This window comes from Phreatobacter aquaticus (assembly GCF_005160265.1).
Classification (GTDB): domain Bacteria; phylum Pseudomonadota; class Alphaproteobacteria; order Rhizobiales; family Phreatobacteraceae; genus Phreatobacter; species Phreatobacter aquaticus.
On sequence record NZ_CP039865.1, the window covers coordinates 2,064,459 to 2,088,797 of the forward strand.

A 24,339-nucleotide genomic window follows, 5' to 3' on the forward strand; every position below is an offset into this window, starting at 1 on the left:
TTTCAACCGCGAACCGTGTCTCGCACGCGGATTTGACCGTTCCGTGGCGGAAAGGCCGCAATAGTGCTGGCCTTCTTGCGGCTCACCGCGTGTTCGCCGCCCGCGCCATCGCCGCGACCAGGCTCTCCGGGATCGGCACGGGCCGGCGCGTCGCGGCATCGACATAGACGTGGACGAAATGGCCGTGGGCCAGCGTCTCGGCGCCGCCCTTCTGGAACACACCGATCTCGTAGCGCTGACTGGAGCGCCCGGCATCGGCGAAGCGGAGGCCAACCTCCAGCGGCTCGGGATAGCTTGCGGGCGCGAAATAGGAGCAGCGCGTGTCGACCACGAGGCCCATCCATGAGCCGCCAACCGGCTCCAGCCCTGCCTCGCCGATCAGGAACGCGTTCACCGCCGTGTCGAAATAGGAATAATAGACGACATTGTTGATGTGGCCGTACTGGTCGTTGTCCGACCAGCGGGTCTGGATATCGGAGAACCAGACGAAGTCGCTGCGGGGGCGGGGAACGGGACGCTGGGTCATGGCGGGCTCGATGACGACAAGGTTCTGTCGAGCCAAGCCGATCCCGGCCGATTTGGGAAGCGCCCTCGTCAGGCCGCGACGGGCGCGATCGGCACGGATGCCGGATCAAGCGGGCGCAGGTTCGGCTCGCGCCAGCCGAGACGCGCTTCCGGCGTCATCAGATGGTCGCGGCTCCAGAACGCGAAAATGCTGTCCTTGTGGCCGAGATCGCTGTCGACAAAGCCGTTGACCAGCGCCAGCAGCGGCTCGCCCCCATGGGTCTCGACATGGCGGGCCGCAGCCCAGATAAAATACATCGTCACGGTCTCGTGGTAGCCGCGCATGTCCGTATTCACATTGCCGAGCGAGACGTTGTAGGCGCGGATGCCGTCGCGCAGCAGCGGCTTGGCCGCTTCCTCCCCAAAGGTCCAGACGAACCACAGGCCGGTCGCCAGATGGCCCTGATGGGTCCATTCGGCGAAGGGCAGGGTCAGCGTGCGAAAGCGCTCGACCACCGAGAGAACGTCTGTCTCGCTGCCATAGGGCTGGAAGCGCTTGCCCGGTGTGTCCATGCCCATGGGATGAATGCCTGTTTCAGCAGTGACGATCCGGAGATCGTATCGGATAATTTTCGGCGCTGAAATCCAAAATCCGCAATTCGAGCGGTCAAATCAGGCCCTGTCTTCCGGCACCGCCGGCTTGCTGGGAAACACGATCAGGCGGGTCATGCCGAAATTCACGACGAACGACATGCCGATCGGCACGATGGCCGCAAGCCCGAGCGGCAGATAGCGCACGGCCAGAAGGAAACTCGCCACTTCCACGGCCAGTCCGAGAACCCCTGAGGCGACGAAACGGCCATAGGTGGCAAGCGACAGGCGGCGGCCGCTCTCGGCTGCGAATGTGGTCAGCGAGTTCAGGACGTAGGAATTCGACACGGCCACGACCCAGCCGAGGAATTTGGCGAAGCCCAGCGCGGTGTCGCTGGTGGCGAGCCCCAGCGGGACCAGCACCAGAAAGGTCATGCCGACGGTGATGGCATAGTTGACCACGCCGTTGAGCGCGCCGACCACTGCGAAGGACGCCATCTTCGGGCCTTCGCGCAAAAGGGCACGCAAGAAGCCGCCGCCGGTGCTGGTTGTTCTGCTGTCGTTCATCATCGGGCTGTCATTACATGGTTTCAGTAGCTCTGGCAGCCACATCCGTGTTTCGCATTTTTCACGGGCTGTGGCCCCGCCAGGCAGTGTGTCGATCTCTTGAGTTGCGGCCTGGAGGCCGTCAGTACCATGACCATCAATAACGGGCGTGTGATTGCCTTCCCCGGTGCCGAGGCCCAGCCCTTTGGCCTGACCATCGTGGTACCGGCCTATAACGAGGCCGAGGCCCTGCCGCACACCCACCAGAAGCTGCTCGCCTTCGCCCGTTCGCTGAAGGAGAAGCGCGGGCTGGCCGTCGAGATCCTCTATGTCGACGATGGCTCCCGCGACGGCACGCTGGCGGTCGCCAACGCGCTCGCCGCCGATGGCGCGGATGTCCAGGTCCTGTCCTTCTCGCGCAATTTCGGCAAGGAGGCGGCGCTTCTCGCCGGCCTCGACAATGCCCGCTATGGCGCCGTGATCTTCATGGATGCCGACGGCCAGCATCCGACTTCGATCGCCGAGACCCTGGTCTCGCGCTGGCTCGACGACGGCTATGACGTCGCCTTCACCTACAAGGCGCATCGCCGCGACGAGCCGAAGCTGCGCACCCTGTTCGTCAATGCCTTCTACGGGCTGGTCAATTCCGGCGTGCGGCACAAGATCCCGGCCGATGCCGGCGACTTCCGCCTCTTGTCGCCCCGCGCTGCCGCGGCGCTGCGCCAGTTGCCGGAGCGTGGCCGCTTCTTCAAGGGCCTGTCGAGCTGGGTCGGCTTCCGCCAGATCGGTGTTCCATACGAGCCCGATCCGCGCCTGCAGGGCGAGGCGAAATGGAGCTTCCTCGGCCTGCTCGCCTTCTCCATCGAGGGGCTGACCTCGTTTTCCATCGTGCCGCTGCGCATGGCGAGCCTGTTTGGCGCCGTGCTGGCGACCTTCGCCTTTCTCTATGGCCTGGTGATCGTCATCGAGACGCTGGTCTTCGGCCACAACGTGCCGGGCTATCCCTCGCTGTTCGTCGGCATGATGTTCATCGGCGGCGTCCAGCTCCTGATGATCGGCGTGCTCGGCGAATATATCGGCAAGATCCTCTCCGAGATGAAGGGCCGCCCGGTCTATCTGGTCGGTGAGCAATCCCTGAAGCGCGCCAGCGAGCAGCCGGCATCCGAGCGCGGCCAGTCGACCAAATCCGGCGAATGAAGCGCCTGATCCTCTGCGCGGATGATTATGCGCTGGCGCCGGGGGTCTCGCGGGCGATCCGCGAGCTCGCCGGGACGGGACGGTTGAACGCAACCTCCGTGATGACGCCGGGCCCTGATCTCGGCCCCGAGGCCGAAGCACTGACGGCCATCGCGCCGCCCGGCTTCGAGATCGGCCTGCATGTCACGCTGACCGGCGGGCTCAGCCCCCTGACGCGCCCGGCGCTGCCGCACTATTTCGGCCTCGGCGGCCTGATGGCCCGCTGCTTCGCGCGCCGCATCAAGGCCTCGGTTATCGAGGACGAGGTCGAGGCGCAGTTCCAGGCCTTCCTCGAGGCGTTCGGCCGCGCGCCGGATTTCGTCGATGGACACCAGCACGTCCACCTCCTGCCGGTCGTGCGGCCGATCGTGGTCGCGGCCTGCCGCCGCCATGCACCGAAGGCCTGGTTGCGCCAGTGCGCCGGCGTCGGCGGCACCGGCCGCGGACCGAAGGGGCAGATCCTCGCAACCCTCTCGTCGGGCCTGAAGCATGATGCCCGCACCGGTGGCTTCGCCACCAATCCGGCCTTTTCGGGCGCCTATGATTTCCGCAAGGCGGCGGCCTTTCCCGATCTCTTCCCGCGCTTCCTGGACCGGCTGCCCGACGGCAGCCTGGTCATGGTCCATCCGGGCCATGTCGACGAGGACCTGACCCATGTCGATCCCGTTCATGGCCCGCGCGCGATCGAATATGCCTATCTCGCCGGGGACCGGTTTCCCCGCGATCTCGCGGCTGCCGGCTTCACATTGCGCTGATCGGCCGGCGCCTGCTTGGAACCACGCCACGGATCGGCCATAACTCGCCGCAACAAGGCAGGCCATGGCACGCTTCTTCTTCAACCGCAGAGGTCAGGACCCGGACACCGCCGACGCCTCGCGCCGGCTGACCCGCGACGTCCGTGAGATCCTGGCGTTGACCGAGGATGACGGCGTGACGGTCAGCGAGATCGCCTGCTCCCATCCCGAATGCGGCGATGCCGAAACGGTCATCCTGATCATGCGGCTGGGCAAGCGCACCGAGGCGGTGAAAGTTCTGAAGCCGATGGCGCAAGTCGGCCTCGACGATCTCCGTCACGCGCTCGTCAGCGCCGTGCCGTGAATGCCCTCTTCCCTTACCGGGCGGCACGTGGTCCTTAATTCCCACGAATCGTGCCGTTGATCCGCCTTCCAGCCAGTTTCCGGGGTCCTTCATGCTGCCCATCGCCATCACTGCCGGCGTTGCCGATGTCGCCATCATCGGCGCGAGGCTCGCCGGCCTGATCGACCTGCCGCCCTATATCTTCGTGCTGATGATCGCGGCCGCCGCCGCGGCCTATCTCAGCCGGCAGTCCTCGACACTGATCCGCGGCATTATCGGCTTCCTGCTGGTCTGGCATCTCGCGTCCGTCGGCATCCTGATCCTCAAGGAAGCCGGTGCCTTGCCGGCTGGTCTTGCGCCCTATCTGCCGACGCGCGCCAGCGTCCTGCTCTCGGCGATCTTCGCCATCGTGGTCTATGGCCTGAGCTTCGTCGGCACGATCAGGCAGATCGCCAAGCTCGCGGACCCGTTCTTCGAGACGCGCGACATCGGCGAACTGCGGTTGCCGTTCGGCGTCACGTTCCGCGTGCAGGAGCGCTACATCGCCCATGCCCTGCTGTTCGTGCTGCTGGCGATCAACATCGCGCAGGTTCTGGCAACCGTCCTGCTCAACCAGTGGAACAACCGCTTCTACACCGCGCTGCAGGAGAAGGCGGAAGCGACCTTCTGGATCGAGCTGCGCTATTTCACCGTGGTCGCCTTCCTGTGGGTGATCCTGGCGGTCTACGAGCTCTATCTCACCCAGTACACGCAGATGCGCTGGCGCCGCTGGATGACCGGCCGGCTCACCGGCCACTGGCTCGACCAGGGCGCCCATTACCGCATGCGCCTTGCCGGCGGACAGGCCGACAACCCCGACCAGCGCATTGCCGAAGACGTCCGCATGTTCACCTCCAACACGCTGGACCTGGTGATCCGCTTCTTCTCGGCGATCCTGTCGCTCTATGCCTTCGTGCTGATCCTCTGGGGCCTGTCGGCCAGTTTCAAATACCAGGTCTGGGGCATCAACCTGGAGACGATCCCGGGCTATCTCGTCTGGGCCGCGCTGTTCGTTGCTGTCTTCGGCACGATTTGCGCCCATTTCATCGGCCGCTCGCTCATCGGCATCAACTTCCTGCGCCAGCGTTACGAGGCCGATTTCCGCTATAGCCTGGTCCGCGTCCGCGAGAATGACGAGCAGATCGCACTGCTGAAGGGCGAAGAGGCCGAGCGTCAGGGGCTGGCCGCGCGCTTCACCAAGGTCGTCGCCAACTGGTTCGACTACATGAAATATACCAAGCGGCTCACCTGGTTCACGACCTTCGTCAACCAGGCCTCCGTGATCTTCCCCTTCGTGCTGCTGGCGCCGGCCTATTTCTCGGGCGCCGTGCCGCTGGGATCGCTCACCCAGACCGCCGGCGCCTTCGGCCGGGTCGAGGGCGCGCTGCTCATCTTCACCAACCTCTATTCGACGCTCGCCGACTACAAGTCGGTCATCGACCGCCTCACCGGCTTCGAGCGCTCGGCCGATGACGTGAAGGTGCCGCCGGCATCCGCCATCGCCTTCGAGAAAAACGGCGAAACGCTCGACCTCGCCGATCTGACCGTCACGCTGCCGGACGGCACGCCGCTGGTCGGTGCCGCCGCGCTGAGCGTCGGCAAGGGTGAGCGCGTCCTGGTGACGGGTCCTTCGGGCTCGGGCAAGTCGACCTTGTTCCGGGCCATTGCCGGCATCTGGCCGCATGGCGCGGGCAAGGTCAGCGCGCCGACCGGTGGCGACGTCATGTTGCTGCCGCAGCGGCCCTATTTCCCGGTCGCGACCTTGCGTGATGCCGTGACCTATCCGGCGGAGCGTGGCGCCTATTCCGACGCCGAGATCGTCAAGGCGCTGGCGGCGGTCAACCTGCCCGCCCTCACCACCCGCCTCGACGAGGACGCGGCCTGGCACCAGATGCTGTCGGGCGGCGAACAGCAGCGCCTCGCCATGGCGCGGGCCCTGCTCTCGAAGCCCGACTGGCTGTTCCTCGACGAGGCGACGGCGGCGATCGACGAGGTCGGCGAGGCCAATCTCTACACGACCATCCGCGAATGGTTGCCGGGCGCGACCATCGTCTCGATCGGCCACCGCTCCACGCTGGCCAATTTCCACGACCGGCGCATTCACCTGACCAAGGGCGAGGACGGCCTGCACGCGGCGGCCGATGCGCCGCTCATGGCGCTGGCCAAGGGCTGAGGAGAAGAGGGCCTGGCCTGCGCGCGCCTTCAGCCGCTTCTGCTAGCTCGCGCGGTCTCTCCATTTCGTCGTGGCCTGGCTCTTGTCCCGGCCATTCACGACTTGTGGCATTGAAAGACGTGGATGCCCGCCACGAGGGCGGGCATGACGATGGATGGATGCTGCCGGGTTGGGGGAGACGCTCCCCGCTATCGGTCCCAGACGTCCTATTGCCGTAACAGGCCCGCCGCCTCAGAACGCCGGTTCGAGCGTCACCGTGCCGCGCACGCCGGTCATCACCATGCCGCGCGTGCCATGGGGGCGCCACTTGTTGGCGCCCTGGATCGCCCAGAAGATCGCGCGCTCCTGGGCGTCGACCGGCTGGCCACAGCGCTTCTCGACGAAGTTCAGCGGCCCGAACCGCAGGTCGTTGATCCCGGGCCGGCGAAAATCGGCATGAACCGGATTGCAGCCACCGAAGCCACTCATCCTGAGATTGCCTGAGAAGGTGAAGATCGGGCGATCGCTCGCCGCCGGCCGCTGGCCATTGACGCTCACCACCGCCAGCCGGATGTCGGCTGGAAAACGCTGGTACATCATGATGTCGGCGCGGCTCGGCGGGCGTGGCCGTGCCGGTTCCCGGCGGCGCGTCTGTGCCTCCGCAATCGAACTTGCGGCAAACACGAGGAGGGTCGCGAGGGCAAGACAGGCGGGCGCGCGTCTGGTCATGACCAAACCGTTTATTCAGCCCGGCGCCGTCCCGCAAGCAGCTCGCGTCAGCCAGCCTTGAGCATCGGATCCTTCGCCCAGGCTTCGCGCTTGCGATAGATGGTCGACGGGCTGATCTCCAGCGCCGCTGCGGCGCGCGACAGATTGCCGTCGAAGGCTGCGAGCGCCTCCTCGATGATGCGCCGTTCCTGCACCCAATAGGGTTCCACCGTTCCGCGCGTCAGCGCGATGGGCTGCACCGCTGCCCGTTCAGTCGCGCTCTCATAGGACCCGTGGGCCAGCGCCAGCGGCAGCATGGGCGCGGTCACCCAGTCGCCGTCATGCATCACGACCAGGCGGCGCATGACATTCTGCAGCTGGCGGACATTGCCGGGCCAGGGGAAGGCCTGGATGATCTTCTCCGCCGCGATGTCGAAGCCATGGAAATGCCGGCCCTCTTCCTCGGCGAAGCGCGCGAGGAAGGCGCGGGCCAGCGCCAGCACGTCCTCGCCGCGCTCGCGGAGCGGCGGCAGGTGAATCGGCAGCACGCAGAGCCGGTAATAGAGGTCCTCGCGGAACCGTCCGGCCGCCACATCGGCCAGCGGATCGCGGTTGGTCGCGCAGACGAAGCGGACGTCGACCTGACGGATACGCGTGTCGCCGACGCGCCTGACCTCGCCGGTCTGGATGAAGCGCAGCAGCTTGGTCTGCAACGCCAGATCCATCTCGCAAATCTCGTCGAGGAACAGCGTGCCGCCATCGGCGAGCTCGGCGGCGCCGGTCCGGTCCTCGGTCGCGCCGGTGAAGGCGCCCTTCACATGGCCGAAGATCTCGCTCTCGATCAGGTCCTTGGGGATCGCGCCGCAATTCAGCGCGACGAACCGGCTTGCCTCCCGGCCCGAGCGATCATGCAGCGCCTGCGCGGTCACTTCCTTGCCGGTACCGCTCTCGCCGGTGACGAAGACCGGCGCGCGCGACGGCGCGATGCGGCGAATCTGATCATAGACCTCGGCCATGGCCGGTGAGGAGCCGATGAATCTCTCGAAGTCGCGGTCGGACGCGGCTTCGGTGCGGCGGGGAACAGGCTGTGCGGCGGGCTGGTCGGCCAGATGGGTTTCCAGGCGGCGGATGAGGTCGGTGGCGGCCACCGGCTTGATCAGCATGTCGGTCGCGCCGGCGCGCATGGCCTCCACGGCGCTTGTCATCGAGCCAATGGCGCTGGTGGCGAGGATCGGTCCCTCAAAGCCGGCAAGGCGGATCGCCTCGATGATGGCAGGCGAGGCCAGCCGTCCGGTGTCGAGGCAGGCGATCACGGCATCGGGCCAGTGCCTGTCGAGGGCTGCCAGCGCCTGATCCGTGTCGCCAGCCTGTTGGCAAGCGCCAAGGCCAACGAGAGAGCTTGCCATCAAGCGCCGCGCGGCCGGGTCGGCATCGACGATCAGGAAATGACGCAAACGATCATGTGCGGGCTCTTGCGAACCCATGGCAGGCTTCATGGCCGGGCGACCCCTCACGCGGACCGTAACTCAATGTACGGCGCGACTGTGAGGGAACAGGGTAAACGGGAGGTTTCATTCGGCCGAGGTCCCGGCCAAAGGTTGCAGGGAGCCAAACGGCAAAACGGGCCCGCGCGGTGAGCGCGGACCCGTTGATGCGGCGGGCCGAGGGGGGCTTTGTCCCGCCGTTGCTACCGGCTTAATCGCTCAGAGGCGGTTCGGACCCTGGCCCGGACCGCGGTTGCCCTGTCCATCCGGACCCTGGCCACCGCCCCAGCCGCGACCCCAATGGCCGCCGCCCTCGTGACCGTGACCCCAGTCGCGGCCTTCGCCGCGCATGCCGCCCATGCCACCCATCATCATGCCTCGGCCGCGCGACATCATGCGGTCGACACGGGCTTTCTGGCTGGCGTCGAGGCTCGCATAGAGTGGCTGGGCCGCGTCGGCGATCTTCTTCATGGTGGCGGCGCCTTCGGCCATCCGCTCGGCGGCGGTCCGGAGGCGCTGCACCGGATCGACCTGCTGCTGGGCATTGCGCATCTCGCGCCGCTGCTGCATGCGCTGGAAGCGCTGGTTGGCGGCTTCGCGCAGGGCTGCCTCAAGCGCCGGCCAGTGCTTTTCCTGGTCGGGCGTCAGCCGCAGCATGGCCTTCATCGCGGCCATCCGGCCGTCGAGGAACGCGGCGCGATCTTCCGGTGACAGACGCTCGAAACGACCGCCGGGTCCGCCGCCGGGGCCACCCTGGCCCTGCGGACCGGGCTGTGCGATGGCGACTGCGCCGACGAGCAGGCTGGCGATGACCGCCGCACCGATAATGCTCTTCTTCATGGACATGACCTCCATTGGTGCCGCCCAGGGCGGCGATGAGGTCAGGTTACGCCCGTGCAGTCCGCCACCCCAGTTAAACTTCGTCCATGTGGCGGCATGCTGCGAAGGATGCGGTCAGGCCTGGGGCTTCGGCTCGTCGGCGGGTTTCGGCGCAAACTTGTCGAACAGCTGTTCCAGTTGCGCCAGCTGCTGGTCCTGCAGGCCGCGGCCATGTTCGAACAACTGGCCGACTGTGGCGGTCCAGGTATCGGCGGCCTGCTGGCCGAGCGAGCGGGTGCCCGTGGCCTCGCCGGTCGGCGGACGCGTCAGGTCGCCGTTCAGCAAGGGGTTGGCGGCCTGCATGGCCTTGGCGAATTCCGCCATCTGCTCGAGGCCGGGTATGCCGCCGGCTGGCTTGGCGGCGCCGGGGACACCGCCCATGAAGCTGGAGAACATGCCCATCATGCCGCCGAGCGGGTCGGCCGGCTGCTGGCTCTGGGCCCCGGTGAACGGCGACATGGCGGCCGCCAGCAATTGCCCGAGCGGGTTCTTGCCGTCCATCGCCTGCTTCATCAGGCCGCTCATCAGGAGCGATGCCATGACCGGCATCATCTGCTTGGTCGCCTCCTGCCCGACGCCACTCATCGAAGCCGCCTGCTGGGCGATCGCCTGGGTCAGGTCGTTGGAGCCGAACACCTTGGCCATGACCTCCTGGCCCGCCTGCATCATGGCGGGACCCGCGGCCATCGGATTTTCCATCATCTTGGCGAAATCGGGCGCCTTGGCGAAGGTACCGAACAGACCGGCGACGTCGAGCGGTGATTGCACCGCGCGGTTCATGCCCATGGAGAAGGCGGGCAGCAGCGCGTCCATTGTCGCTTTGGTCTGCTCCGCGGACAGGCCGTAGACCTTGGCCATTCCCTCAAGGCCGGGGTTCTTCTGCACCTGAGCCAGGATGTCGGCGAGATTGAACATGGGCGGTGCTCCCCTGCGGCTATTGGTCTGTCATTGGCACCATCTAACCATGCCCCGCCCGATCCGTCACGCGCCGGCGGTCGCAGCCTTGCCACTGGTGAACGGCGAGTTGGCGCTGGGTGGCCCGGCCGGCATGGGCGGTTCGTCCGGAGGCCTCTGGCCCAGCCTGTCGATCACCCGGTAGCAGATGAGGATGGACGCGATGCCAAACACGATGCCACCGACCGCCTGTCCCGCGATGATGCCCTCGGCCCCGTGGGCGGGCCCTGCGATCCAGGCGCCGGCCATGGCGAAGGGAACGGTGCCAATGGTGGCGCGCGCCCAGTTGAACACGGTGGAATAGGTCGCGAAGCCGAGATTGTTGAAGGCGGCATTGGCCACGAAGACCGCGCCGTTGAACGCCCAGGCGAGTGCCGCATAGACACAGAAGAACCGGATCACCGCTGCAGCCTCGCCGGTCGCGCCGAACAGGTGGACGATCGGCCCCGACAGCGCGAACAGGATCAGCCACACCGCCAGACCGTAGAGGGCGATGAATGTCAGGGAATCGGTCAGCGTCTGGCGCACGCGGGGAAACAGCCTGGCGCCGACATTCTGGCCCATGATCGGGCCGACCGAGCCCGACAGGGCGAAGAAGGCACCGAACGCCACCGGCACCAGCCGGCCGAGCACGGCCCAGCCGGCGACAGCGCCGTCGCCGTAGCGGGCGATCATGGCGGTGACGATCGAATTGCCAAGCGGTGTGGCGAGGTTCGTCAGGATGGCCGGCACGGCGATCCTGGCAAGGGGCTTGAGGTCGGAAATGACATGGGCCGGGGTCGCCCGGCTGGTCAGCTTGTGAACGCGCACGACCGAGTGCCAGCCGAGCGCCAACATGGCGAGCCTGGAGATCACCGAGGCAATGGCCGCGCCATCGACGCCGAGCCCGAAGCCGAAGATCAGGATCGGATCGGCAATGGCGGTGACGATCCCGCCGGCAAGCGTCACCCACATGGCGCGCTTGGCATCGCCCGCGGCTCTCAGAATGCTCGAATACATCATGCCGAGGCCGAGAAACACGGTGGCCGGCATCACCATCCAGAGGAAGCGGTCGGCAATGGCGTGGGTGCGGCCGGCCGCGCCGAGTGTCGTCAGAAGCCAGCCCGAGACAGGCAGCATGCCGAGGCTGATGGCGGTCATGGCGATGGCGACAAGCACCAGGCTCGACGTCGCGAGCTGGCGGGCACGGTGGCGGTCGCCGGCGCCCAGTGCCCGGGAGACCAGGGCCGTACCGGCAATCGACAGGCCGATGCCGAAGGACGTCAGGAAGAACAGAACCGTCCCGGCATAGCCGATGGCCGCGGCCAGTTCCTGTTCGCCGAGCTGGGCGATGTAGAAGAGATTGAGGAGGTCGACGAAGAAGATCGACACCAGCCCGATCGAGCCCGTGACCGTCATCTCGACGACGTGGCGCATCGTCGAGCCCTGCGTGAACTTGGCCGGCGGCGGGGTGCTCATCCGGAAAACCTCGTCTCGTCGGACAGGACGTCCTCCGCTTCGGCATTGAGGGGCGTGGCGCGCCGGACCGGCTCGGTCAGCGGCGCCGGCATGAATTGCGGGTGCATGAGATGGCTTCCGGCGGCGGGCCCTTCCTGCTGCTGCAGGATGAGACGCTTGGCGTCGCGCTTGCGCAGGTCGACCATCACATCCTCGGCGCGGGTCTGATCGATCCCGAGTTCGACCAGCGCCTCCCGTCCGAACACGAGCGCGCTCTCGAACAATTCGCGCGTCTCGAAATCGACGCCGGCCTTGCGCAGCGCGATGGTGTGAGCCCGGTCATAGGATCGGACATAGAGCTTGGCGAATGGGAATTCCGACTTGATCAGCTCGACGATCTTGTCGGCCGCCTCGCGCTTGTCGACGCAGACGCAGATGAGCCGGGCCCTGCCGGCGCCGGCTGCGCGCAGCACGTCGAGCCTGGTGCCGTCGCCGTAATAGATGCGAAAGCCGAAGGTCGCGGCGGCCTGGATCATCTCCACGTCATTGTCGATGATGGTCACTTCGGCGCGCTCGGCCAGCAGCATCTGCGACGTGACCTGGCCGAACCGGCCGAAGCCGATCACCAGCACCTCGCCGCGCACATCGCTGTAATCCTCGTCAGGCTCGTCGGCCTTGGCCTTGCCGCGCTCCAGCATCCATTCCCCGAGCTTGTAGAGGAACGGATTGATCGCCATCGACAGGACGACCAGCGCCACCAGGATCGAGGAATGCTGGCCTGTCAGAATGCCGGCCGACTGGGCCGCGGCATAAAGCACGAAGCCGAACTCGCCCGATTGGGCCAGCAGGAGCCCCACGCGCACCGCCTGCGGGTGGTCGTGGCCGAACAGGCGCATGATCCCGTACATGACGACGGTCTTGAGTGAGAGCAGCAGCACCAGCGCGATCGCGATGCGCCACCAGGCGGCGGCCACCACCGACAGGTCAATGGTCATGCCGACCGACATGAAGAACAGGCCCATCAGGATGCCGCGGAACGGCTCGATATCGGCCTCGAGCTGATGGCGGAAGTTCGATTCGGCGAGGAACACGCCGGCCAGGAACGCGCCCATCGCCATGGACAAGCCCGCATAGTCCATCAGCGCGGCGGCCCCGACCACCACGAGAAGCGCCGCCGCCACCATGATCTCGCGGGCACCCCAGGTCGCCAGGAACCGGAACAGCGGATTGAGCAGATAGAGACCCGCCAGAACCACGGCGCCGACTGCGCCGATTGCCTTGGCCGCGGCGAGCCACCAGGCCTCGCCCGCCTGCGCCGGCAAGGGCGACAGGAGCGTCACCAGCAGAAGCAGCGGGATGACGGCGAGATCCTGGAAGATCGCCACCGCGAAGGCGCGTTCGCCATGGGGAGAATGCACTTCGCCGCGCTCTTCCAGCACCTGCATCATCACGGCGGTCGAGGAGATCGCGAGGCCAAGGCCGGCAATCAGCGAGGCCGACAGGTCCCGGCCGAAGGCAAACGGCACCCACATCACGACCAGGCCGGTGAGCACGACCTGCGCGCCGCCGAGCCCGAATATGTCCTTGCGCATCGACCAGACGCGCGACGGCTTCAGTTCCAGTCCGATGATGAACAGGAACATCACGATGCCCAGTTCGGCGATGGTGAGGATCGCTGCGGGATCGCGGAACAGGCCAAAGATCTGCGGGCCGATCAGGATGCCGGCGACCAGATAGCCGACAACCGAGCCGAGATTGATGCGCCGGAACAGCGGCACGGCGACGACCGCCGCACCGAGCAGAACAAGAGTGGGGGTCAGAAAAGCTGCGGCGGAATGTTCAGCCATGGGTCCGGAGCGTTCGGGGGAAAGAACCCTAATTAGGGTGCCTCCCTCCGCTCCGATACCCGAGGGATTTCACGAAGGTGCGACAGCCAGCCGCCGGCCTGTGGCTCAGCCCGTGCCGCCGACGGTGATCCGCTCCATCTTCAGCGTCGGCTGGCCGACACCGACCGGCACCCATTGGCCCGCCTTGCCGCACATGCCGATGCCGGTATCGAGGCTCATGTCATTGCCGATCATGGTCACGCGCTGCATGTCGGCGGGACCCGACCCGATCAGCATGGCGCCCTTGACCGGCGCGCCGATCTTTCCGTTCTCGATCCTGTAGGCTTCCGTACACTCGAACACGTATTTGCCCGACGTGATGTCGACCTGGCCGCCGCCGAAATTGACGGCATAGAGGCCGTTCTTCACGGAGGCGAGGATCTCCTCCTTCGAGTGGCTGCCGCCCAGCATGTAGGTATTCGTCATGCGCGGCATGGGCACATGGGCATAGCTCTCGCGCCGGCCATTGCCCGTGGCCTTGACGCCCATGAGCCGGGCGTTCTGGCGGTCCTGCATATAGCCGACCAGCCGTCCGTCATCGATCAGCACCGTGCGGTTGGACGCCGTGCCTTCGTCGTCGATCGAGATCGAGCCCCGGCGGCCAACGATCGTGCCGTCGTCCACCACGGTCACGCCCTTGGAGGCGACCATCTCGCCCATCAGCCCGGCAAAGGCTGACTGGCCCTTGCGATTGAAATCGCCCTCAAGCCCGTGGCCCACCGCCTCGTGCAGCATGACGCCGGGCCAACCGGGGCCAAGGACCACATCCATCTCGCCGGCGGGCGAGGCGACGCTGTCGAGATTGATCAGCGCCTGGCGGATCGCGAGGTCTGCCGCCTGCTTCCAGCGGCCCTCGGTGATGAATTCGGCATAGGCCGCGCGGCCACCAAGGCCATAGGAGCCGGTTTCCTGCCGGTCGCCGGCACCAGCGACCACCGAAACATTCAGCCGGACGAGGGGGCGAATGTCGCGATAGGTCTGCCCGTCAGCGCGGATGATCTCCACCACCTGCCAGGATGCGGCGAGAGACGCCGTCACCTGGCGGACCTTGGCCTCCTTCGACCGGGCATAGGCGTCGATCTCTTCCAGGAGCTTCACCTTGTCCGCGAAGGGCGGGCCTTCCAGCGGGTTATCATCTCCATAGAGGCGGATATTGGTGCGGGCAGGGGCCTCGGCGAGTGTACCGGCATAGCCCGAGGCGACAGCGCGCACCGTCTCGGCGGCACGCTTCAGCGCGCCCTCCGACACATTGGACGAATGGGCATAGCCGACCGCCTCGCCTTTGACCGAGCGCAGCCCGAAGCCCTGGCCATTGTCGGTCGCCGCGTTCTTCAGCCGGCCATTGTCGAACAGCAGCGATTCCGACTGCTTGTATTCAAGGAACAATTCGCCGTCATCGGCGCCTTCAAGCGCCTCCGCGACGATTCTCCGGGTGACATCGGGATCGAGGTCGGCGCGGGCGAGAAGCGAGGTTTCGGTCATGGCGATGTCCGGACGTGGGCGGGGCTCTGGCCCTTCATGTAGCCATGCCGGCCCGCCGGCGCGAGACCCGGCTCTCGATTGGCCTTACTGAAGCGCGGCAAAGCCTTCCTTGAAGCCCTTGAGCGACACCGGCACGCCGATGCCCTCCTCGGGCGTCTGGAAGATGATGAAGGTCGCCGTCTCGCCTGCCGACAGCTGGGTGACCAGGTTGTCGTCCATGATGACTTCCGCGACGCAGCCCGACGGCAGGCAGCGCACGAAGCCGGCACGGCCGACATCGGCCTGATCGATCTTCAGGCCAAGGCCAGACGGCAGCAGGACCCCGAGAGGGGCGAGGATGCGCAGGAGACGGGCGCGGCCGTCAGCCGTTCTGAGCGCGATGATGGTCAGCGCGACATTCGGCCTGTCCTCGGCGGCGACATTCTGCACCAGGGCGCATTGCTCGGTGCGTGCGCCGGGTGGCGTGTCGCAGCGGATCTGCCAGTCGCCATGGGTGGCCCGGACGGCGCCCTGGGCGTGGGCGGCTGTTCCGCCGGCAAGGGCTGTTGCCAGTGCGGAGAGCAGGAGAGCTGCCGGGAGACCGAGGGTTCGCATGATCCGATGAGACCGTTTCGCCATTGCTGGAATTCCCGTAACGCATATCGGCCGCACGTGCCGGCCCCGCCTGACGAATCGCTGAAGCCATGAGGCTAGCCGGAGGCGAGACCGGTGCGAGGGACCATCCTGTCGCACCCCTGTCAAGTTTGGCAGCCCAATCTGGGGCGCGATCATGGCCAAAGCGGAAATAATTGCGTGATCCACCGAATTCGCCTGCCCGTAACCCTTCCCGAAGGCGCAATGTGGCCCGCCGGGATGGCGCATTCATGCCGATGGCTGCATCCTCAATCGGTCGCATTGCGAGCATGGCGTTTTTGTGTTTCAAGGACTTCTAAAGTTCCCCCGCCGGCTTGGCTGCTCGCGTCTTGCGCGACGAGCCTCCGTGGAACGGATCGAGGGACGAAATGCCGCGTCAGCGGCAGGCGGCTCCGCTACGGCGCCGGCATGACAAGAGACAGGGCCCGTGGCTTTTCGTGCTTCCGGGTCGAGAATATGGAGCGGTAGACATGCTTGAGGCGATGCGAAACGGCGCGTCGGCAAGGCGGATCGGGGCAGCGATGCTCCTTGGTGCGCTTGCGGTGCTGGCGGCGTTCGAGCCGGCCTTGGCCCAGCAGGGCCAGGCACCCGGTCAGCCGGTGCCTGGCGGTATCAGCTTCCAGCCGCCGGCAACCGCCGTGGCGGAATTCCTGCAGTGGTTCCACAACGGGTTCCTGTTGCCGATCATCACCGTGATCTGCATCTTTGTCGCCGGCCTGCTCTGCTACGCGCTCTGGGCCTTCAGCGAGAAGCGCAACCCGGAGCCCTCGACCACCACCCACCATGTCGGCCTTGAGGTCGCCTGGACGGTGCTGCCGGTCTTCATCCTGATCATCATCGCCATTCCCTCGTTCCGCCTGCTCTACCAGCAGCTGAACATTCCGCGTGCCGACATCACCATCAAGGCGATCGGCTCGACCTGGAAATGGTCCTACGAATATCCCGATCACGGCAATTTCTCGTTCGTCTCGAGCATGCAGACCGACCAGGAGCGCGCCGAGCGCATCGCCAAGGGCACACCTGCCGGCGAAGTGCCGCGGCTGCTCGCGGTCGACAACGAGGTCGTCGTGCCGGTTGGCAAGGTTGTCCGCGTCCAGGTCACCGCCTCCGACGTGATCCACGCCTTCGCGGTGCCGTCCTTCGGCGTCAAGATCGATGCCGTTCCCGGCCGTCTCAACGAGACCTGGTTCCGCGCGACCCGCGAGGGCCTTTATTACGGCCAGTGCTCCGAGCTCTGCGGCAAGGACCATGCCTTCATGCCGATCGCTGTCCGCGTCGTCTCCGACCAGGCCTTCGCCGCCTGGGTCGAGGACGCCAAGAAGCGCTTCGCATCGACCGCGCCGGCAACCACATTTGCCGCCGCCACCATCGAATTGCCGTCGGCGCGCTGACGCGCCGCCCCGCAACAGCAAACGACTGATTGTCGAGGACTGAAGCACATGGCTCAGGCTCACGCGCCCGCCGACTCACATCACGCCGACCACCATGACGATCACGCCATTCCCACCGGCTGGCGTCGCTACGTCTATTCGACGAACCACAAGGACATCGGCACGATGTATCTCGGGTTCGCGATCATCGCGGGCCTGATCGGCTTCGCCCTGTCCATCGGCATCCGCATGGAGCTGATGTATCCGGGCATGCAGATCTTCACCAATCCGCACACGTTCAACGTGTTCACCACCGGTCACGGCGTCATCATGATCTTCTTCATGGTCATGCCGGCGATGATCGGCGGCTATGCCAACTGGTTCGTTCCGATCATGATCGGTGCGCCGGACATGGCGTTCCCGCGCATGAACAACATCTCGTTCTGGCTGCTGCCGCCGGCCTTCGGTCTGCTGCTCATCTCGCTGTTCGTCGATGGTCCTCCCGGCTCGCACGGCTTCGGCGGCGGCTGGACGATCTATCCCCCGCTGTCGACCTCGGGCCATCCGGGTCCGGCGATGGATTTCGTGATCCTGTCGCTCCACCTTGCCGGCGCCTCGTCGATCCTCGGTGCGATCAACTTCATCACCACGATCTTCAACATGCGCGCTCCGGGCATGACGCTGCACAAGATGCCGCTGTTCGCCTGGGCCATCCTGATCACGGCCTTCCTGCTGCTGCTCTCCCTGCCGGTGCTCGCCGGCGGCATCACCATGCTGCTGACCGACCGCAATTTCGGCACGACCTTCTTCGATCCGGCCGGCGGCGGTGACCCGATCCTGTTCCAGCACCTGTTCTGGTTCTTCGGTCACCCGGAAGTCTACATTCTGATCCTGCCGGCCTTCGGCATCGTCAGCCACATCATCTCGACCTTCTCGCGCAAGCCCGTGTTCGGCTATCTCGGCATGGCCTATGCCATGGTCGCCATCGGCGTCGTCGGCTTCGTCGTGTGGGCTCACCACATGTACACCGCCGGTCTGTCGACCGCGACGCAGGCCTATTTCGTCGCCGCCACCATGGTGATCGCGGTGCCGACGGGTGTGAAGATCTTCTCCTGGATCGCGACGATGTGGGGCGGCTCGATCCGCCTGACCACGCCGATGCTCTGGGCGGTCGGCTTCATCTTCCTGTTCACGGTTGGCGGCGTCACCGGCGTCGTCCTCGCCAATGCCGGCGTCGACCGCGCGCTGCACGACACCTATTACGTCGTGGCCCACTTCCACTACGTGCTGTCGCTTGGCGCCGTGTTCGCCATCTTCGCGGCCTGGTACTACTGGTTCCCCAAGATGAGCGGCTACATGTATTCCGAGTTCATCGGAAAGCTGCACTTCTGGGTCACCTTCGTCGGCGTCAACCTGGTGTTCTTCCCGCAGCACTTCCTGGGCGTCCAGGGCATGCCGCGCCGCTATGTCGACTATCCCGACGCCTTTGCCACCTGGAACTTCGTCTCGTCGATCGGCTCCTACATTGCCGGCGTTGGCGTCCTGATCTTCCTGTACGGCATCGTCCAGGCCTTCTCCCGCAAGCAGCTGGCTGGCGCCAATCCGTGGGGCGAAGGTGCTACCACGCTCGAATGGACGCTGACCTCGCCGCCGCCGTTCCACCAGTTCGAGGAACTGCCGCGCATCAAGTGATGCATCGAGCCTGACCGGCTCGATCGGCAAAGAAGGAAGGCCCGGGACTGACGTTCCGGGCTTTCCGCCAGACCTCAAGGCTCGTTCCGGCCTTTCCAGCGTTTCGGGTCCGGGCGACGTCCCGGTTTCCAGGCAACAGAAGTACCAGCCCTTGTCCCTCGTCGACGACACGCCCCAGAACCGCGCAGCCCTGGTCAGCCAGGGCGCACCGGGCGATTTCATCCAGCTCCTGAAGCCGCGGGTGATGTCGCTTGTGGTGTTCACGGCGCTGGTTGGCATGGTCGTGGCGCCGGGCTCGATTCATCCGGTTCTGGCCGCAGCGAGCCTGCTCGCCATTGCCGTTGGCGCCGGCGCCTCGGGCGCACTCAACATGTGGTACGACGCCGACGTCGACGCCCTGATGCACCGCACTGTCGGCCGCCCGATCCCGGCTGGCCGGGTTGCGCCCGGCGAGGCGCTGGCCTTTGGCCTGATCCTGTCTGTCCTGTCGGTCATGGTGCTCGGCATCGTCGCCAACTGGCTGGCCGCTGGGCTTCTCGCCTTCACCATCTTCTTCTATGCCGTCGTCTACACGATGTGGCTGAAGCGCTGGACGCCGCAGAACATCGTCATCGGCGGTGCCGCCGGCGCCTTCCCGCCGGTCATCGGCTGGGCCGCCGTCACCGGCTCCATCTCCATCGAGCCGCTGATCCTCTTTCTGATCATCTTCGCCTGGACCCCACCGCACTTCTGGGCATTGGCGATCCTGAAGACCGATGACTATGCCCGGGCCGGCATTCCGATGATGCCGGTCGTCGCCGGTGCCGACGAGACGCGCCGCCAGATCTTCATCTACACGCTGATTCTTGCCCCGATCGGCATCGCGCCCTGGCTCATGGGATTTGCTGGCCGCCTCTATGCGGGCGCCTCCATCCTCGGCGGGCTGATGATGCTGGCCTGCGCCATCGACATCCTGCGCCATCGCGAGGGACCCGCCGCCCGCAAGTCGGCCGGCCGGATGTTTGCCTTCTCGATCGTCTATCTGTTCGTGCTGTTTGCCGTCCTGCTCGTCGAGCGGGCCGTCCTGGCCCGGTTCATGTGAGGAGCGGGGCCATGGTGGAGCAGCAGCAGGAGCCCGGCATCATCCTCACGCCAGAGGAAAAGAAGCGTCAGCGCCAGCGCAATGTGGCGATCGCCATCGCGCTTGTCGCACTTTGCGTGCTGTTCTGGGCCGTGACCCTGGTCAAGGGTCCCGCCATGCTCACGCGGCCCATGTGAGGCGCCGGATGAGCACCGAGACACCGACCCCGAGGAACTGGAAGCGCGACGTGAAGGTCGGGCTTGCCGCCTTTGGCTTCGGCGCGGCGATGTTCGGTGCGGCCTTTGCTGCGGTTCCGCTCTACGACATGTTCTGCCGGGTCACCGGCTTCGGCGGCCGCACCATGGTCGCCGAGCGGCCGGCCGACCGGGTGATCGACCACAAGGTCGATATCCGCTTCGATGCCAATATCGCATCCGGCCTTCCCTGGCGCTTCCAGGCCGAGGCCCCTCGCCAGGCTGTCCGGGCCGGCGAGACGCACCAGATGACCTACAAGGTCACCAACACGTCGAATCAGCCGGTCACGGCGCTCGCAAGCTACAATGTCACGCCGCTCGCCACCGGCCGCTACTTCAACAAGCTGCAGTGCTTCTGCTTCACCGAGCAGACGCTCGAGCCCGGCGAAACGCGTGAATTCACCGTTGTCTATTTCGTCGATCCGGCGATCATCGACGATCAGGAAGCGCGCAGCGCCAACACGATCACTTTGAGCTATACCTTCTTCCGTCAGAACTCGCCGCCGCGCCCGCTTGCGCAGCAGTCGAGTTCGGTGCGGAGCAACTGAGCGACAGGATGTCGGGGGCAACCCCGGCCGACTTGAGGCAAATGGAGAGACCGGCAATGGCCGAGGCCCATACCAAACACCACGACTACCACCTCGTGCCGCCCAGCCCCTGGCCGTTCATCGGCTCGATGGCGGCCTTCGTGATGGCTGTCGGCGCCGTCATGTGGATGAAGGCGATGGCGCTCGGCGGGCTTCAGCTCGGCTCGGTCCTGTTCTTCGCCGGCCTCATCGGCGTGCTCTACACGATGTTCGGCTGGTGGTCGGACGTGGTGCGAGAGGGCCAGGAGGGCGATCATACCCGCGTCGTCCAGCTGCATCTGCGCTATGGCATGATCATGTTCATCGCCTCCGAGGTGATGTTCTTCGTGGCCTGGTTCTGGGCCTATTTCGACGCCTCGCTGTTTCCCGGCGAAGTTCGTCAATATGCCCGCACCGAACTGACCGGCGGTCACTGGCCGCCGAAGGGCATCGAGGCGTTCAACCCGCTCCAGCTGCCGCTCCTCGGCACGCTCGTCCTGCTGCTCTCCGGCACCACGGTCACGGCGGCTCACCATTACATCGTCACCGGCGAGCGCGAGAAGGCCAAGAGCTATCTCTGGTTCACCGTGCTGCTCGGCCTCCTGTTCACCACGCTTCAGGCCTACGAGTACAGCCACGCCCACTTCAACTTCTCCGGCCATATCTATGGCGCCACCTTCTTCATGGCGACCGGCTTCCATGGCTTCCACGTCATCGTCGGCACGATCTTCCTGCTGATCTGCGTGATCCGCATGTACAAGGACAACCACCTGACACCGGAGCGCCATTTCGGCTTCGAGGCGGCCGCCTGGTACTGGCACTTCGTCGACGTGGTCTGGCTGTTCCTGTTCGCCGCCATCTATGTCTGGGGCTATGGTTGGGCAGCGCCCGCCGGCGGCGGCCACTGATCCCGCCGAAGTGATCGATATCGAGCTTGGCAAGGGCGGCTTCGGCCGCCCTTTGTCTTGATTTGGCCGCGCTTCCTGCTGAGATCAGGGTCAGTCCTGACGACGCTCCCGCGGCGGCATGGCGCGCCGATCACAGTGCCTCCTGCCTCCCACTGGGTGCCCCCACATGACCATCACCCGCCGCTCGCTTGCCCCCACACTTGCCGCCGCTGCATTGCCGGTCTTTGCACCGGCGGTCGCCAGCGCCGCCGTGCCTGTCGAGAAGGTCTCGCGTTCGGTCCTCGCCAACGGTCTTCAGGTCATCACCATCCCGGACCACCGGGTTCCGGTGGTCACCCACATGCTCTGGTACAAGGTTGGCTCCGGCGACGAGCAGCTCGGCAAGTCGGGCATCGCCCATTTCCTTGAGCACCTGATGTTCAAGGGCACCAACCGGACACCGAAGGACGTGTTCTCGCGCGCGGTCACCGCGGTCGGCGGCAACGAGAACGCCTTCACCTCATACGATTATACCGGCTACTACCAGCGCATCGTCCGCGACCGCCTGCCGGCCATGATGGATTTCGAGGCCGACCGCATGATCGGCCTAGCGCTCACCGACGAGGTTGTCGCTCCCGAGCGCGAAGTGGTGCTGGAGGAGCGCCGCTCGCGCACGGACAATGATCCGACCGCCCGGCTCTCCGAGCGCATGAGCACCGCGATCTGGGGCGAGACGCACCCTTACGGCATACCGATCATCGGCTGGGAGCGCGAAATCCGTCAGCTGAACCGCGAGGATGCCTTCGCCTTCTACCGGCAGTTCTACGCGCCGAACAACGCGATCCTGGTGGTCGCCGGAGACGTCACGCCGGACGAGGTGGTGAAGCTCGCCGAGGCGACCTATGGCCGCAACGCCGCCAATCCCGCGATTGGCCCGCGGACCCGGCCGCCCGGACCCGACAAGGCCGAGCGCCGCTATGTCCGCCTGGCCGACGCAAGGGTCGCCCAGCCGAGCATGACCCAGACGCTGATCGTTCCGTCCTACGCGACCGCGCGTCCGGGCGAGGCCGAGGCCCTGGAAGCGCTGTCGCAGATCACCGGGACCCATCCCAATGGCCGCATGTACAAGGCTCTCGTCACCGAGCAGCAGATCGCGGTCAGCGCCGGCGCATTCTACAGCGGCGGCGCCCTCGGCCAGGGGCGCTTCGGTGTCTATGCGACGCCGCGTCCCGGCGTGACGCTCGAGCAGCTGGAAGCCGCCATGATCGAGGTGATGGCCGTTCTCCGGCGGGATGGCGTGACCCAGGCCGAGCTCGACCGCGCCAAGACCCGGCTTGTCGCCGAATCGATCTTCTCCCAGGACAGCCAGGCCTCGATGGCCCGCATGTATGGCGCGGCGCTCACCTGTGGATCGACGGTGGAGGACATCCAGGACTGGGCGAACCGCATGCGCAAGGTGACGCTCGACCAGGTCAATGCCGCGACCCAGATCGCCTTCCAGCTTGACCGCATGGTGGTCGGACAGCTCTTGCGCGAGGATCGCAGATGACCGCGTATCTGCCGCGCCGCCATCTCCTCACAGGAAGCCTCGCCATGTCCGCCGCCATTGCGCTGCCCGAACTTGCCCCAAGCCCTGCCCGGGCTGCGGGATCGGCGCGGATCGAGGTCGTCCGCTCGCCGGGTGGCATCGAGGCCTGGCTGGTCCGACAGACGCATCTGCCGATCATCGCCATCGACTTCGCGGTCCGTGGCGGGTCGTCCCAGGATGCGGCCGACAAGGCCGGCACGGCCAATTTCCTCGCCGCCATGGTGGATGAGGGTGCCGCCGAGCTGACGTCGCAGGGATTCCACCAGGCGCTGGAAGACCGGGCGATCGAACTGTCCTTCTCGGCCAGCCGCGACACCTTTTCCGGGTCCATGCGCATGCTCAGCGAGCATCGCGACGAGGCCGTGCGCCTCTTGAAGATCGCCGTGCAGCAACCGCGTTTCGACGCCGAGCCGATGGAGCGCATCCGCCAGGCGCTGCTGTCATCGATCCGCCGGTCGTCAACCAATCCCAATGCGATTGCCAGCGAAACCTTCTGGGCCACTGCCTTCCCGGGCCATCCCTATGGCCGCCGCTCGAGCGGCACCGCCGACAGCGTGCGCGCGATCAGCCGGGATGATCTGGTTGCCATGCGGGCGAGGCTGTTCGCCCGCGAGCACCTCAAGGTCGCGGTGGTTGGCGACATCGCGCCGGACGATCTCGGCCGTCTGCTCGACGATGTGTTCGGCACGCTGGCACCGAAGGCGGATCTCACAATGGTGCCCGATATCGCCATGGCGGGCCTCGGCGAGCGGCGGGTCATGCCGCTAGAGATCCCGCAGACCATCATTTCCTTCGGCTTGCCCGGTCTGAAACGGCCCGATCCGGATTTCATCCCGGCCTTCGTCGCCAATCATATCCTCGGTGGCGGCTCGTTCTCGTCCAGGCTCTATCGCGAGGTCCGCGAGAAGCGCGGTCTGGCCTATTCGGTCTCCTCCGGGCTCGCCGCTCTCGATTCCGCAGGCCTCGTGACCGGCGGCACATCGACCCGCAATGACCGCGCGGCCGAGAGCCTCTCTGTCATCCAGGCCGAATTCGCCCGGATGGGCGCTGACGGGCCGACCGATGAGGAACTGGACCAGGCCAAGCGCTACCTGATCGGGGCCTGGGCCATGCGCTTCGAGACCTCCAACGCCATCGCCGCAAACCTCATCCGCATCCAGCTCGATGGCTTCGCGCCCGACTATCTCGACAAGCGCAACGGCCTGATCGATGCCGTGACCATGGATGAGGTCCGCAAGGTGGCACGCCGCCTGTTCGGCGACCCGCGCATGCTGGTGGCAGCGGTCGGCAAGCCCGTGGGGCTCTGAGGCAGCG

23 protein-coding genes are annotated in these 24,339 nt (G+C 66.1%); 12 read left to right on the forward strand and 11 right to left on the reverse strand.

Annotation, left to right across the window (positions count from 1 at the left end):
• Window positions 1–82: 82 nt before the first annotated feature.
• From E8L99_RS09585 to E8L99_RS09595, 3 genes are all read right to left on the reverse strand, one after another.
• Window positions 83–526, reverse strand: coding sequence for an acyl-CoA thioesterase (locus E8L99_RS09585; RefSeq protein WP_137099322.1), 444 nt, complete (start codon window positions 524–526; stop codon window positions 83–85).
• A gap of 68 nt (window positions 527–594) precedes the next feature.
• Window positions 595–1,083: a hypothetical protein gene (locus E8L99_RS09590; RefSeq protein WP_137099323.1), complete on the reverse strand. Its 489-nt coding sequence runs from the start codon at window positions 1,081–1,083 to the stop codon at window positions 595–597.
• A gap of 93 nt (window positions 1,084–1,176) precedes the next feature.
• The gene (locus E8L99_RS09595; RefSeq protein ID WP_168201623.1) at window positions 1,177–1,593 is read right to left on the reverse strand and encodes a GtrA family protein; all 417 of its coding nucleotides are present in this window, start codon (window positions 1,591–1,593) and stop codon (window positions 1,177–1,179) included.
• A gap of 198 nt (window positions 1,594–1,791) precedes the next feature.
• Between E8L99_RS09595 and E8L99_RS09600 the strand changes: the two genes are divergently transcribed.
• The 4 genes from E8L99_RS09600 to E8L99_RS09615 all read left to right on the forward strand — a co-directional run bounded on the left by E8L99_RS09600 (window position 1,792) and on the right by E8L99_RS09615 (window position 6,166).
• Window positions 1,792–2,838 carry a glycosyltransferase family 2 protein gene (locus E8L99_RS09600; protein ID WP_137099325.1) on the forward strand — a complete coding sequence of 349 codons (1,047 nt, stop codon included), beginning with the start codon at window positions 1,792–1,794 and terminating at the stop codon, window positions 2,836–2,838.
• The gene (locus E8L99_RS09605; protein ID WP_137099326.1) at window positions 2,835–3,632 is read left to right on the forward strand and encodes a ChbG/HpnK family deacetylase; all 798 of its coding nucleotides are present in this window, start codon (window positions 2,835–2,837) and stop codon (window positions 3,630–3,632) included. The genes E8L99_RS09600 and E8L99_RS09605 overlap by 4 nt, the downstream gene beginning before the upstream one ends.
• A gap of 64 nt (window positions 3,633–3,696) precedes the next feature.
• Window positions 3,697–3,975, forward strand: coding sequence for a hypothetical protein (locus E8L99_RS09610; protein ID WP_137099327.1), 279 nt, complete (start codon window positions 3,697–3,699; stop codon window positions 3,973–3,975).
• Between the two features lie 91 nt (window positions 3,976–4,066).
• Window positions 4,067–6,166 (forward strand): ABC transporter ATP-binding protein/permease, encoded by a 2,100-nt coding sequence (locus tag E8L99_RS09615; protein ID WP_252511313.1) that lies wholly within the window; start codon window positions 4,067–4,069, stop codon window positions 6,164–6,166.
• Window positions 6,167–6,397: 231 nt separating this feature from the next.
• On the opposite strand, the gene E8L99_RS09620 is transcribed toward E8L99_RS09615, so the two are convergent.
• The 8 genes from E8L99_RS09620 to E8L99_RS09655 form a co-directional block, all read right to left on the reverse strand.
• On the reverse strand, window positions 6,398–6,874 hold the full coding sequence (locus E8L99_RS09620; protein ID WP_137099328.1) for an META domain-containing protein: 477 nt from the start codon (window positions 6,872–6,874) through the stop codon (window positions 6,398–6,400).
• A gap of 47 nt (window positions 6,875–6,921) precedes the next feature.
• Entirely contained in the window at window positions 6,922–8,337 is a 1,416-nt protein-coding gene (locus tag E8L99_RS09625; RefSeq protein ID WP_137099329.1) for a sigma-54-dependent transcriptional regulator, read from the reverse strand.
• A gap of 219 nt (window positions 8,338–8,556) precedes the next feature.
• Window positions 8,557–9,177, reverse strand: coding sequence for a Spy/CpxP family protein refolding chaperone (locus E8L99_RS09630; protein ID WP_168201624.1), 621 nt, complete (start codon window positions 9,175–9,177; stop codon window positions 8,557–8,559).
• A 114-nt stretch (window positions 9,178–9,291) separates the two neighbouring features.
• On the reverse strand, window positions 9,292–10,131 hold the full coding sequence (locus tag E8L99_RS09635) for a DUF937 domain-containing protein (protein WP_137099331.1): 840 nt from the start codon (window positions 10,129–10,131) through the stop codon (window positions 9,292–9,294).
• Between the two features lie 66 nt (window positions 10,132–10,197).
• Window positions 10,198–11,628 carry an MATE family efflux transporter gene (locus E8L99_RS09640; protein ID WP_252511314.1) on the reverse strand — a complete coding sequence of 477 codons (1,431 nt, stop codon included), beginning with the start codon at window positions 11,626–11,628 and terminating at the stop codon, window positions 10,198–10,200.
• Window positions 11,625–13,454 (reverse strand): monovalent cation:proton antiporter-2 (CPA2) family protein, encoded by a 1,830-nt coding sequence (locus E8L99_RS09645; RefSeq protein ID WP_137099332.1) that lies wholly within the window; start codon window positions 13,452–13,454, stop codon window positions 11,625–11,627. The genes E8L99_RS09640 and E8L99_RS09645 overlap by 4 nt, the downstream gene beginning before the upstream one ends.
• 105 nt (window positions 13,455–13,559) lie before the next feature.
• On the reverse strand, window positions 13,560–14,975 hold the full coding sequence (gene tldD / locus E8L99_RS09650; RefSeq protein ID WP_137099333.1) for a metalloprotease TldD: 1,416 nt from the start codon (window positions 14,973–14,975) through the stop codon (window positions 13,560–13,562).
• A gap of 84 nt (window positions 14,976–15,059) precedes the next feature.
• A complete protein-coding gene (locus E8L99_RS09655) occupies window positions 15,060–15,593 on the reverse strand; it encodes an invasion associated locus B family protein (protein ID WP_137099334.1) in 534 nt (177 codons plus the stop codon).
• Window positions 15,594–16,078: 485 nt separating this feature from the next.
• Between E8L99_RS09655 and coxB the strand changes: the two genes are divergently transcribed.
• The 8 genes from coxB to E8L99_RS09695 all read left to right on the forward strand — a co-directional run bounded on the left by coxB (window position 16,079) and on the right by E8L99_RS09695 (window position 24,332).
• Window positions 16,079–16,999 carry a cytochrome c oxidase subunit II gene (gene coxB / locus E8L99_RS09660; protein ID WP_252511315.1) on the forward strand — a complete coding sequence of 307 codons (921 nt, stop codon included), beginning with the start codon at window positions 16,079–16,081 and terminating at the stop codon, window positions 16,997–16,999.
• A gap of 48 nt (window positions 17,000–17,047) precedes the next feature.
• Window positions 17,048–18,670 (forward strand): cytochrome c oxidase subunit I, encoded by a 1,623-nt coding sequence (gene ctaD, locus E8L99_RS09665; RefSeq protein ID WP_137099335.1) that lies wholly within the window; start codon window positions 17,048–17,050, stop codon window positions 18,668–18,670.
• Window positions 18,671–18,821: 151 nt separating this feature from the next.
• Window positions 18,822–19,751 (forward strand): heme o synthase, encoded by a 930-nt coding sequence (locus E8L99_RS09670; RefSeq protein WP_137099336.1) that lies wholly within the window; start codon window positions 18,822–18,824, stop codon window positions 19,749–19,751.
• 11 nt (window positions 19,752–19,762) lie between these two features.
• The gene (locus E8L99_RS09675) at window positions 19,763–19,927 is read left to right on the forward strand and encodes a CoxF protein (RefSeq protein WP_137099337.1); all 165 of its coding nucleotides are present in this window, start codon (window positions 19,763–19,765) and stop codon (window positions 19,925–19,927) included.
• A gap of 8 nt (window positions 19,928–19,935) precedes the next feature.
• On the forward strand, window positions 19,936–20,532 hold the full coding sequence (locus tag E8L99_RS09680; protein ID WP_137099338.1) for a cytochrome c oxidase assembly protein: 597 nt from the start codon (window positions 19,936–19,938) through the stop codon (window positions 20,530–20,532).
• Window positions 20,533–20,588: 56 nt separating this feature from the next.
• Window positions 20,589–21,458, forward strand: coding sequence for a cytochrome c oxidase subunit 3 (locus E8L99_RS09685; protein WP_137099339.1), 870 nt, complete (start codon window positions 20,589–20,591; stop codon window positions 21,456–21,458).
• Window positions 21,459–21,624: 166 nt separating this feature from the next.
• Entirely contained in the window at window positions 21,625–22,986 is a 1,362-nt protein-coding gene (locus E8L99_RS09690) for a M16 family metallopeptidase (RefSeq protein WP_168201625.1), read from the forward strand.
• A complete protein-coding gene (locus tag E8L99_RS09695) occupies window positions 22,983–24,332 on the forward strand; it encodes a M16 family metallopeptidase (RefSeq protein WP_137099341.1) in 1,350 nt (449 codons plus the stop codon). The genes E8L99_RS09690 and E8L99_RS09695 overlap by 4 nt, the downstream gene beginning before the upstream one ends.
• Window positions 24,333–24,339 lie beyond the last annotated feature (7 nt).